Genomic DNA, 11,567 nt, shown 5'->3' on the forward strand with positions numbered 1-11,567 from the left:
GCAACGCGGTGGACGTTCCCCTGACAAAGACGGCCTACGAGGACCCGGCCACGCGGCGGGCCTGGCGCCGCACGGCCACGTTCCGGCTCAGTGCCTTCGTGTTCTCGCTCGCGTCCTTCGCGGCCTGGCTGTACGCGGTGCTCCTGACACCGGTGTGGACGCTCTGGATCGTCTTCCCGGCCCTGTTCGTGCTCATCTACCTGGCCATGCTCAGCACGGCGAGGGTCATGGGCATCCGTTCGCTGCGCCGGATCCTGAAGGTCTACCCCTGGCAGTCGGTCCCGGGAGCCGCCTCGATCGCGAAGAACGGCACCACCCGGTTCTCCTTCACTGACCCCGAGCGCCCGGACAGGACCGTCTCCCTCGGCTACGGCAGCTTCCTGGGCAGCGGTTACACGTTCTGGGTCCGGAAGGTCAGGTCCGGCGAGGTCGGCGAGGTCTGGTTCGCCGGCGACCCCCGCTTCCTGGGCGTCGTTGCCGTACCGGGCCCGCGCCGACTGTTCGGCGTCGCTCAGCGCACGGCGGTGGACGACCGGATGTCGGCCCGCACCCGCGGCGTCAGCCCCGAGGCACGGGAGCGCGCCACGGCTGCGGGGGCGCGGGTCGGTTGAGGGACTGGTCATCCGTCGCGGATACGGCGGTGGCGGCGCCCGGGGAGGGTGCCGCCACCGCCGTATCCGTACCGCTTGTCAGAGCCGTGTGTCCAGGAGCTTGCGCAGGGGTGGTGAGAGCTCGTGCACGGCTGCGCCCGCGGCCTGGGACCTGGTCAGCTCGTCGAGGTAACGGAGGGCGTCGCCGGACAGCTCCCGCTGACGTCTGCCGAGGCGGTGCCCGGCGATCCAGGTCCAGATGCCGAGGGCGATGAGCAGGACCGACGCGTACGCCGCGGGCAGGTCCTTGACCACGGCGTAGCCCACGCCGACGGCTCCCGCGACGACAAGGATCCAGCCCGCCTCGTCGTGCCAGCCGCCGTGCTCCGCGATCCGCTCGTACTCCTCGACCTCGGCCGGCTTGGGCGGCGGGGCCACGGAGGTGCCGCGTACGCCGGTGGCCGGGCCCCCTGCCGGTGCGCTGTACGACGGTAGCGGGGCCACTTCCAGTGCCCCGCCGCCTCGGCCGGTCAGCCAGGCGGGCACGTAGGTCACGGGCGCGCCGTGCGCCAGTGCCGCCGCGAGGACGTGCCGGTACCCCTCCAGGAAGGGGTGCCGGAGCTTGCGCCGGCCCTGGAGGTTGACCTGGACGAAGGCGGCGAGCGCCAGGACCAGTACGGCAGACGGGGGCGCGACCGCGACGACCATGCTCTCCGGCTTGCCGGAGGCGGCCCACACGAGCCAGACGATCCCGACGGCGGTCGCCAGGGAGCCGACCCACACAAGCCAGCCGCGTGCGACGCGGCGCAGGGCGGACTCGTGTTCGGCAAGAGTCCGCCCGACCGTCTCGTCGTCGAAGTAGTCGTAGCCATATGTGCGGCCGAAATCCCGTACCGCGGTGGCGAGTCGGGGGTCCGCGGACAGTGAGTGAGCGCCGATCGGCAGAAGGGCGCCAGTGGTTTCGTTCATGGCGGGTTCGCCTCCACTATCCGAACACGGAGTTGCCCGGCCCCCGCACTGTGCGGGTGCAGGGGGCGACGACCTCGACGACAAGCCGCTGCCGACCGTGTATCACTGTGGCGTTGACGCGGTGTCCGGCTCCGCTGTCCGCGGCCAGGGACACGCTCTCCCCCGGTGCCCCGGCCACCTTGAGCCAACCCTGACTCTGGAAGGTCGTGTCCAATCGGCCGACGGCGAAGGCGAGTTGCTCGTCCGGAACGCCGTCGATCTGCCAGAGATGGCGGGCCGTGCACACCGTCGTCAGCCCTTTGGACCAGCAGTCGGCGCAGGTCACTGAGGACACTACGTTGCCCTCGTCCATCCGGCCCAGCACACCGAGGCCGTCCAGGACCCGGCTGGAGAAGGAGTACAGCTCCTGCACCACGACCGGGTCGGGCGCGACTTCCGGGACCGGCTGGGCCCGGGAGAGGGCGGCCTCCATCTCCGCCTGCTCCTCCGTCGCCCAGTCCAGGGTCCGGACGATGGTGGCGAAGAGTTCCGAATAGAAGTCCCAGTCCTCCATACAGGGCGTGGAGAGCTCGAACGCCAGCAGGTCGGCGTTGTTCGGCAGCGGGATGTAGACCTGGATCTGACCGCGCGGAACCTCCAGGGGCTCACCGGTGGGAGAGGCCTCGGCGGTGAGGGTGAAGGGGGCCTGGCCTATCCGTACGACGGCCTCGGAGTCACCCTTGCCGGAGGGCAGGGTGCTGATGCGGACGTCGTCGTCGGGGTAGGCCCGCCGGAGGCCGGTGAGGGCCTCCGACAGGACTTCCTCGGAGGTGATGTCGTGCAGCGGCATGCGGTAGACGGCGACGGTGGCGGTGCTGGGGCGGCCGTCGAAGTCCAGGTTGCAGAAGCCCGCATACACGGCTCCGGCGTTCCGCAGGTCGTCGATGATGCCGGCGTAGGTGACGAACATGCGGAACCGGTCCTGGTCCGCGCCGCCCGGCATGACCTTGTGGACCGTCTCGTAGAGCTGCTCGGCCGCCTCGTCGGCGTCGTCCGTGCCCAGCGGAAGTTCATGGAAGAACGGCGGGACCACCCAACCGACGTGCAGCGCGAACGGCTCCGTGGCCGGAGCGGCGGTGGTGACTTCGCTCATGGTGCTCAGGCCGCCAGGGTCTGGTGGAACTTGTCACCCGAGGCCGGCCAGGGCATCGTCGTGACCTGCGGGGCGGGCTGCGGCTGACCGGTCGCCGGGGCCGGCTGGGTCGAGACCGCGGGCGCGCTGCCGCCGCCCTCGTTGCCGCCGGAGATCAGGTGGCCGATGCCGAAGCCGGTGGAGAAACCCTTGACCGCGCCGGTGATGAGCGACGGGTCGACGGCCTTGCCGAACTTGCCGAGGCCCCAGTTGATCATCTTGGTGCTCATGGGGTTCTTGATCTGGTTCATCATGACCTTGGCGCCGGACGCGAGGGCCCCCGCTTCACGGGCTCCGGTGAACAGCGCCTTACCGCCGGAGATGAGCGCCTTGCCGGCGCCGCCGACACCGGGGATCACACCGAGCGCGTCGAGGCCGACCTTCCACATCGGAGCGCCGCCCATCCAGTGACCGGCCATCGCCGCACCGGCGAACGCGACCGAGCCCGCACCGAGGATGGCCGAGGCGACCTGGCCACCGACCGGGATGACGTTGACGACGATGGCAGCGGCCGCGAGCGCGGCGGAGATCGTGGAGAACAGGTCCGCGTTGTCGATCAGGAAGTTCTTGAAGCCGTCCCAGGCACCCTTCAGACCATCCGTGATCTTGTCCCAGATGCTGATGTCCGGCGGCCGGTTCTTCGCGGCCTCGCGAATGGCCTTCTCAGCCTTCGCGGCCTGCTCCTCCCAGTACTTGCGCAGCGCCTCGCCGTTCTGGATGAGGAGCTTGAGGTCGGTCGCGGCGTCCTGGGCCGCGCGCGAGGCGGAGTCGGCCTCCTCGGACAGGGCCTTGGCCTGCTGCTCGGTGAGCTGCTGGAACTGGGCGCCCTCGATCTTGACGTTGACCTTGTCGACGTCGGCGTTCTTCTGGTCGAGCCGCTTGCGGGCCTCGACCGCGCGCTCCTCCAGGTTCTTGGCCTGGCGCTGCATGGTCTCCAGCTCGTCGTGCCAGCCGCGCAGCGCCCTGGAGCAGGCGGCCATCGACTCATGGCCCTGCTGAAGGTACTTGGGCAGCTCGCCGACCTTGTCCTGGAACTTCTTGGCGGCCTCGCCGTCCCAGATCCCGTCCGTCCTGCCGATGCCCACCAGCATCTCGCGCATCTCGTCGAGCTCGTCACCGACCGTCTTGACGTCGTACGCCAGCGACTCGATCGTGTGCAGGTCACCCTTGGCCGGGTTGAACGTCAGTCCGGGCCAGCTGGGATCGTCGAACATCCCCATCGTCTTCTCCCCGTTGTGTGCGCGTGTGCGAGTTGTCTCAGCTGTGGAGCGGGCTACTTCTGACTGAAGCCCTTCTGCAAATCCTGGTCGGTCGTCTGGTACGCCTCGAGCGTCTTCTGCAGACCCTCGTGCAGCTGCTTGGCGCCGTCGGCGATCCGCTTGATGCCGTCGCCCCAGTCGTCCTGGAAACCGTCGCAGGCGTTGTCGAGACCGTCCGTGCCCAGACCCTTGGGACCGACCTTGTTGAGCCGTTCCTGGGCGCCCCGCATGCGGTCGTCCACCTGGTCGAGCCGGTTGATCAGGGTCTTCATACGATCGACATCGATCTGAAAGTCCGCCATCGCCGTGTGCCTCCCCGTAGCGTGATCGGTGATCGCCGGTCAGACTATCGGAGCAGCAACTTTCGGCCTACCTGGCGATGTTCGCTGTCGCCAATTTGTGGCGTGCGCACGCTCACGCGCGGTCCCATACGTGCAGGACGGCCTGGGCGTAGGCAAGCCTGTGGTCCAAGCGGGCCGAGGCGAGGCGGTACTTGCGGCCGGTCTGGTACTCGATCGCGGCGTCCGGCTCGCTGTCCCAACGCCACCGGGTCCAGGTCGGAGGCTCCATCTCCCAGGCGGCTTCCTTCTTCGCCTCGCTCTTCTCACCGAGGAGCAGCCAGAGCGCCCCCTGGGCCGCCATGACCGCCCAGAGCACGAAGTAGAGCGGGGAGATCAGGACGAACACCGCCCACGCCTTACTGGTCCCTACCTCGCCCACCAGCGCTCCACCTCCCTGGACGGGCTCCACGCTCCACTGCACACGCCGCGGCCACGGCAGGATCCGCCCTGCGCGCCGGGTGATCCGGCCGATCGGGGCGCCGTCACCGCCGTAGACCTCGTACACCCCGTCGCCGACGGATCGTACGGAGCTGAGCGGTTCGCCGTTCGGGCCGCTCACCGTGAACGGCGGCCGGGTCCGGCGGCCGCCCTTGGGGGCGTCCTGGGGCACGTGGACGTACGCCAGCGGTTGGTCCTGGGTGCCGGGGCCGGCCTGTTGGACGGTGGTGGTCGGCTCCCCCGGTGCGGCCTTGTCGTACCTGCGCAGTCTCTTGTTGGGGACGTGGATCACGGTCTCCGCAGGAGCGGGCGCCTGGCCGTACGGCCCCGGTTGCTGAGCCTGCGGGGCCCGTTCCTGGCTGCTGTGGTTCATGGCCGCCCAACTGTCGGTCCGGTTGACGATGACGGTCGACAGACTCTCAAAACTGGGTCGGCGATGTCGCGGGGTGGTCGGCGCCGGAAGAACTGGAGACGACTGTTCCACAGGACGTCCACATCATGTCCCCAAGAGCGCTCGCCCCGTATCGGCTCAGCCCTTGGTGGGGCGCCCCTGCCACAGATCCCGCAGCAGCGCGATCTCCGCCATGTGATGGATGAGTTCCAGGTTGGAGCCCCACAGCGTGGAGATGTACGGCTCGTCCGGTGCCGAGCCGTAGGGGTACTGGGAGAAGCCGATCGTGTCGAGCTGTTCCTCTGTCACCTTGCCGACAGCCTCCCGCCAGCGGTCGAGCAGGGACCAGAAGCGTTCCTGGGCGAGGGCCGCGGAGGGGGTGAAGTCGACCAACTCATAGGGATCCGTGCGGCGTTCGCCGAAGGTCCACTCCCATTCGCCCGCGAAGCAGGAGTGGAGGTGGCCGAGGCGCCAGGCGATGGTGGTGACCGGGGAGATGTCGGGCTCCACCGGGCCGGTGTGGGCGAGGACCTCCTCGACCCGTTCGACGCTCACGCTCCAGTCCGCGGCGATCTTCGCGACGCTCATGCCGTCGGCGGCCTGTCGGGCGACCTCGGCGTACTCGCCCGAGGGGATGTCGGGGGCACCCTTGTCGAGGACCCACTCGCCGGGGCCGTACGCCCTGGGCGTCACCGCCTCGCTTCGGCGCCGGATCGACCAGGAGTCCGGCACCGGCTCCCACAGGTACTCCGCGTCGCCGAGCCCCTCGAGCCGGATCTGCGCCCGCTCCCTGACACAGTCGAACTGGTCCAGCAGTACGCCCAGTCGGTCGGTCCGTACTCGCCCCGATTCCATGCCCGGCTCCCCTCGCGATCACGTCCAGCCGGAGGCTAACCGGCCGCCCGCGGGAAGCGCGACGGATTTCCGGGCCTCCGGGTTCCGTTCGGAAAGGTCTGCGCCAACTGAGCCTCGAATCAAGACATGTGACGCCAGGTTAACTTGTTCGCATGATCCGATCGAAGTTACGTTGCTCGGAGAAACTTTCGAACGGGGGTCCCTGTGGGTGTAGTCCTGCCGAGCGAGCTGGATGCGGCCCTGGACCTGATAGGCATCAGCTGGCCCAATGTCGACGAGGACGACTACCGCGACATGGCCCAGGCCATGCGGGAGTTCGCCGACGACATCGACGACGGTGCCGCGGACGCGCATCGGGCGATCACCGACCTCGTCGGCGGCAACGAAGGCCTCGCGATCCAGGCGCTCGAGAAGCACTGGGACCTGGTCAAGGGCAAGCATCTGACCAACCTCGCCGAAGCGGGCCGGGTGGCGGCGACCGCGCTGGACGCGGTCGCCGTGCTGATCGAGGGCGCGAAGATCGCGGCAATCGCCCAACTCGGCATCCTCGCCGCGGAGATAGCGGCCGCCATCGCGGCCGCCCCGCTCACCTTCGGACTGTCCACCCTGGGCGGTATCGCGGGGACACAGGTCACCCGGATCGCGGTCAAGCGCATCTTCGAGGAGGTCTGCGAGGAGATCGCCGGGCGGATCATGGAGGTCGCGATGGGCCCGGTCTTCCAGGCCATCGGCGCGATGGCGGGCGACCTGGTCGTACAGATCGGCGGCAACGCACTCGGGACACAGAACGGCGTCGACCTCGGCCAGACCGCGAAGGCCGGCGAGAAGGGTCTGGGCGAGGGCGTCGACACCCTCAAGTCGGGCGGGATGCAACTGGCCAGCGCGGGCGGGGGTGCGGGCGGGTCGATGCAACTGGCCGGTGCCGACGGTGGGTCCAGCAGCTCGGGCGGCGGTGGCGGGGGCGGCGGTCAGTTCAGCATGGACCTCGACTCCTACGACCGCGCGAGCAACGGACTCAAGGGCGCGGGCGGCAAGATCCGGGACGGGGCCGGCACCAAGCTGTCCCGTGCGAAGTCCTCGCACGGCCGTGCGCGGGGCAAGGATCCGCTGACCAACCTCCTCGACCCCATGGTGGACGAGGTCATGGAGGGCATCGGTCGAGGCGTCAAGCGCTCCGCCGACCACCTCGACGAGAGCATGACCGGCGGCCTGAAGCAGATGGCCAAGCGTCACAAGGACAACGACGACGAGACCGCCCTGTCCCTGAAGCAGTTGCAGAAGGGCAACGACGGCAAGACGCCCATGTACCTCATGGGCGATGACGGCACGCTCAAGAAGCTGCGGGCCGACGGCGGGACCGACAAGCTCACCCAGGACGACCGGGACCGCCTGGGTCTCAGGCTCGACGGCGACAACGCCGGCCGGCCGCTCCCGGGCGAACCGAACCTCAAGCTCCACGGCAAGGAGCGACCGCGGCCCCTCAGCAACTCGCAACAGGTCGAGCTCGGGAGCACCCCCCTGTCCCAGGCCGTACAGCTGGCCCGACACTCGGACAAGAGCTACGGCAACCACAAACAGGTCAACGGGCAGGACAAGTTCGAGAGCAACAACTACGCCGCCGCCCGGTTCGACAGCGCGAAGAAGGACGACAGCAACTTCATCATGGTCGCGCGCAGTTCGGGATTCCGTCACTCCGAGCGCATGATCGGTTTCCCGGTCCTCCGGGACGGCGCCGGTGGCCGTATGACCGAGCTGTACACGGAAAGAGCTCCCTGTTCGTCCGCGCCGAACTGCAGCGCGTGGATGAAGGAGAGACTCTCGCACGTCGATGTCACCCACAGCATCGATTACGGAAACACAAAGGAATCCAGAGCCTCAGGCAACGCGGAAATGATGGATTATCTGGACCGCCTCAAGGCGAACCGGCACAAATAACGCACATGCTAGCATCGGGCACTCCGATCATCCGCAAGGCAGGCAGGTCACGAGATGACGTCCCCCATCGACCGGGAGACTCTGGAATCCGAGTTCGATCCGGAGGAGCTCACCACCTTTTCCGCGGCGGTGGTGGCGAACATCCGGCACGAGCCGAGTGCGGACTTCCTTCGCAATGTCGGCATCCCGGCCCGCCCGAACCCCTGGTTCGACCTCGTGGACGGCTCTCCAGAGCAGGCCAGGACGCTCGGCGACGCCTACGACGACCTGCGCGAGCGGTGGACGGACCTGCCCGAAGGGGCCGAGAACTGGGTCCTGCTGGGCATGGTGCCCTATGACGACATCGCCCTGGACGGGGTCACCGGTGTCGTGTACTGCCTGCCGGGCGACGAATCCGAGACCTATCCGCTGAACAAGGATCTCCCCTCCTTCGCCCACTTTCTCTATCTGCTGGAGAAGGAGCGCCCTAACTACGACTTCGAGTCGGAACTCGAGAATATCGACCCGGAAAGTGCGGCGGCACGTCTCACCGAGCGTATGCGGGAAATCGACCCGGCCGCTCTTGAGGTGAGTAATTCCCGCTGGCACGACATCCTCGAGTATGTCGCCGAACCCGAGGCGAGGTAATGGCGATGAATGACAGTGACATTCGGCGCATCGGTGGGATCACCCTCCCCCTGACCGTCGGCCCGTACTTCGCGACGGCCGCGTCCGACCCCGTACCGCTGCACGAGTTCGCCCAGGAAGTCGGCCGTACGGTCGTGCTGGAGGAGTGCCGGGATTGGGCGCGGCTCGGTTCCGACCGCGGGTTCGAGCTCTGCGCCGACGACGAGGGTGTCGTACGCGCCGTGCTCCTGGACTGGACCGAGGAGGCGCGGTTCGTGAACGCGACTCCGGAAGCCTTCGCGCAGTCGCTCGTCGTGCTCGACCAGGGCCTCGCCCAGATCCTCGGCACCGACGAACCGCAGGAGGCCGCCGCCGCGTTCGCGGAGCTGGAGCAGCGGCTGCGGACCCTGGATCCGCGGGCGTTCGAGGGGCGCGAGCACTGGTGGCCCCTCGTCCTCGACGACATCCGTGACACCGCGAGCGCGGAGTGGTTCACCGCCTTCGAGATCGTCAATGACCAGGGCGAGAAGCAGATCGTCACGCAGGCCGGTGACATCGGCGTCCACCCGGAGGAGCGGCTGTGGGCCCGGTTGCGGGCCGCCGGTGTGCAGCCGGAGCAAGTGCTGCGGATCCACACCGAGTTGGAAGCCTGCTTCATGCCGGGCCACTACTGCGCGGTGTGGCTCGGGCAGGTCTTCCCCGAGGCGCAGCTGACGCACAACTTCCCCTACGGGGAGACGGCGGAGTCCCGCGCCGAGGGCATCCGGCTGCTGCGCGAGGCGGCCGCCCAGCAGCCCGAGTAGAGCGAAGAGGGGTTCAGCACATCATGACCGTCGGCACCGTCACGCCGGACATCGCGTCCTGGCCGCCGCTCGACGACCGACTGCGCTCGCACGGGCAGCGGTTGTTCGAGTGGGCCGCCGATGCGAAGGGCCCCCGGCTCTGCCTGGTCCGGGGTGCCGAGGGCAGCGGCAAGAGCGGCCTGCTCGCCTGGCTGCTGGCCGGGACCGTCGGCCGGCCGGGAATCACCGTCCACGCCACCGTGCCGTCCGCGGGGCTGACCACCGAGAGCTTCGCCTGGGAGTTGGGGCGCCAGCTCGGCTACGGCCCCCTCTCCCCCGACCGTCTGCTCGACCAAGTGGCGGCGGACGAACGGCCGTTGCTGTTGCTCGTGCCCGATCTGCACCGGGCGGGGGCGGGCCCCGCGGATCTGCCGTCGGCGGCTCCCGAGACCCTGGTCGCCGAGCTGCTGGAGCCGTTGCTGGCCATCCCCCATCTGCGCACGGCTGTCGAGGTCGGGACGTCGGGACTGCTGGGGGCGGACGGCGTCGAGGTGGTCGACCTCGGTGAGGGGGACGGCCGCGACACCGGACAGCCCTCGTATGCCGATCTCGTGTCCACGGTCCCCCGCACGGCCGACGACCGCCCCGACTGGTCCCAGGCACCCGACCCGGTGCGCCGGCGCGTCCTCGACGCGGCCCTGCGCACCGACGACCAAGGGGCCGCCGTACGAGCCCTGTTGGCCGACCCCGGCTTCCTGGTGCACGGCTCGGCCGCCGCGCTCACGGCCACCCTCGCCGACGAGCGACTCCCGGTGCCCGGGCGGCTGCGCCAGGTGTGGAGGCGAGCCGCCCCGGAGCTGACGGCGTATCACACCGACAGTGCCGAACGGGCCGCCCTGCTGCACGCCGCCGCGGTCGACACGGACCCGGACCTGACCGAGTACCTGCGACCACTCGCCCATCAGCACTGGTGGTCCACGGTATGGGCCAGGCGGGCCCTCCCGGTGAACGCGCTGGCTCTGGTGCCGGGCACGGAGCGAGGACTGCTGGTCTCGGACCCGACGGGGCGGCTGCGGGCGTATGACGTGGAGAGCGGTGCGACCGTCGACGCGTCCGAGGGGACGGCATCACCGTCCGTCGACGCGTCCGACGGGACCGCATCACCGTCCGTCAACGCGTCCGCCGTAGCCGCAGCGTCCTCCGTCCACCCCGCCTCCGTACGCCCCCGCTCCCTCGCCCCGCGGGACGCCCGCTCGGCACTGCTGCTCGACCGTTCCGACGCGCTGCTGCCGCTCGTGACCGAGGACGACCCGACCACCGCGTTCGCGCTCGAGCGCATCGCCGAGCATCACGGTTCGGCCGCGCTCACCGCGGAGGAGTCGCTGGTCACCGCGCTCGGCAGCGGCGGCACCCGGAGTCCGTACGCGGTCGTCGGCGACCGGGGCGGCACGGTGCACGTGTGGTCCCTGGGCGAGTACCAGGACCTCCCGCGCTCCTTCGGTGTGCACGAGCAGCCGGTCACGGCCGCCACCGTCGTCGACACCGCCGACGGACTGACGCTCACCTTCAGCGCCGGGGCGGACGGCTCGGTGCGGCTGTGGGAGGTCTCGGCCGAGCCGATGCCCGAGCCGGTGCAGCAGCGCGCGTACCGGGTCACCGCGCTCGCCGCGGCGGACACCTCCGCCGGTCCGGTGCTCGCCGTGGCCTGGAGCGACGGCGAAGTGCATCTGTGGCACGTGTTCTCCGGCAGGGTGCGGGTGCTGCCGTGGCTGGGCGACTGCGACGCCCTCGCGCTGACCCCCGGGGGGCTGCTGGTCATCGGGGACCCCGAGGGGGTCTCCGCCGTACGGCTGCGGCTGGATGTGCTCTGGGAGCGGTGAGGCGCCGTCTCGGCTGTCCGAAGGGGCTGCTCGTCCCGGTGACGGCCGCCGTCGGTTCCTGCCGGGCCGGCGCTTTCGGTGCGGTGAAGGAGATCCCGGCGGCCACCAGCGTGGCCAGCTGCAGGAAGTCTTCCTCCGCCTCGAAGACCTCGGTGGACAGGGACACCACGTGGTATCGCGGTTCTGCCACGCGAATCCCTCTTCCCCGGCGACGGTCTCGGCCCCTCCGGCGGAGATCCCGGGGTAGCGGGCGGGATTGACCCGGACGTGCCCGCGCACGTTCGGGGCGCCGTCGCGGATCTCCCCACGCAGTTCCTCGCGCAGCCGGCCGGGCGGACGGGCGCCGGAGC

At 69.7% G+C, this 11,567-nt stretch carries 11 protein-coding genes; 5 read left to right on the plus strand and 6 right to left on the minus strand.

Annotated features, from left to right (window positions below):
- The first annotated feature begins 8 nt into the window (after positions 1 to 8).
- Positions 9 to 611: a hypothetical protein gene (locus ABZT93_RS12920; protein WP_356102988.1), complete on the plus strand. Its 603-nt coding sequence runs from the start codon at positions 9 to 11 to the stop codon at positions 609 to 611.
- 78 nt (positions 612 to 689) lie between these two features.
- Here ABZT93_RS12920 and ABZT93_RS12925 read toward each other — a convergent pair whose 3' ends face one another.
- From ABZT93_RS12925 to ABZT93_RS12950, 6 genes are all read right to left on the minus strand, one after another.
- Entirely contained in the window at positions 690 to 1,559 is an 870-nt protein-coding gene (locus ABZT93_RS12925) for a hypothetical protein (RefSeq protein WP_356102992.1), read from the minus strand.
- Between the two features lie 16 nt (positions 1,560 to 1,575).
- Positions 1,576 to 2,691 carry a hypothetical protein gene (locus ABZT93_RS12930; RefSeq protein ID WP_356102996.1) on the minus strand — a complete coding sequence of 372 codons (1,116 nt, stop codon included), beginning with the start codon at positions 2,689 to 2,691 and terminating at the stop codon, positions 1,576 to 1,578.
- A gap of 5 nt (positions 2,692 to 2,696) precedes the next feature.
- Positions 2,697 to 3,950 (minus strand): putative T7SS-secreted protein, encoded by a 1,254-nt coding sequence (locus ABZT93_RS12935; protein ID WP_356102998.1) that lies wholly within the window; start codon positions 3,948 to 3,950, stop codon positions 2,697 to 2,699.
- 53 nt (positions 3,951 to 4,003) lie between these two features.
- Entirely contained in the window at positions 4,004 to 4,291 is a 288-nt protein-coding gene (locus ABZT93_RS12940; protein WP_031038056.1) for a hypothetical protein, read from the minus strand.
- A gap of 112 nt (positions 4,292 to 4,403) precedes the next feature.
- On the minus strand, positions 4,404 to 5,141 hold the full coding sequence (locus ABZT93_RS12945; RefSeq protein WP_356103002.1) for a hypothetical protein: 738 nt from the start codon (positions 5,139 to 5,141) through the stop codon (positions 4,404 to 4,406).
- A 156-nt stretch (positions 5,142 to 5,297) separates the two neighbouring features.
- Positions 5,298 to 6,014 carry a DinB family protein gene (locus ABZT93_RS12950; protein WP_356103005.1) on the minus strand — a complete coding sequence of 239 codons (717 nt, stop codon included), beginning with the start codon at positions 6,012 to 6,014 and terminating at the stop codon, positions 5,298 to 5,300.
- 204 nt (positions 6,015 to 6,218) lie between these two features.
- Here ABZT93_RS12950 and ABZT93_RS12955 point away from each other — a divergent pair, with 204 nt between their 5' ends.
- Genes ABZT93_RS12955 through ABZT93_RS12970 form a run of 4 tightly spaced genes read left to right on the plus strand, consistent with a single transcriptional unit; the run spans position 6,219 to position 11,217 of the window.
- Positions 6,219 to 7,949, plus strand: coding sequence for a nucleic acid/nucleotide deaminase domain-containing protein (locus ABZT93_RS12955; RefSeq protein ID WP_356103008.1), 1,731 nt, complete (start codon positions 6,219 to 6,221; stop codon positions 7,947 to 7,949).
- Between the two features lie 54 nt (positions 7,950 to 8,003).
- A complete protein-coding gene (locus ABZT93_RS12960) occupies positions 8,004 to 8,576 on the plus strand; it encodes an SUKH-4 family immunity protein (RefSeq protein ID WP_356103011.1) in 573 nt (190 codons plus the stop codon).
- Between the two features lie 5 nt (positions 8,577 to 8,581).
- A complete protein-coding gene (locus ABZT93_RS12965) occupies positions 8,582 to 9,358 on the plus strand; it encodes a nucleic acid/nucleotide deaminase domain-containing protein (protein ID WP_356103013.1) in 777 nt (258 codons plus the stop codon).
- A gap of 23 nt (positions 9,359 to 9,381) precedes the next feature.
- Entirely contained in the window at positions 9,382 to 11,217 is a 1,836-nt protein-coding gene (locus ABZT93_RS12970) for a hypothetical protein (protein WP_356103016.1), read from the plus strand.
- Positions 11,218 to 11,567 lie beyond the last annotated feature (350 nt).

It is taken from the genome of Streptomyces sp. NPDC005303 (assembly GCF_040607335.1).
Classification (GTDB): Bacteria; Actinomycetota; Actinomycetes; order Streptomycetales; family Streptomycetaceae; genus Streptomyces.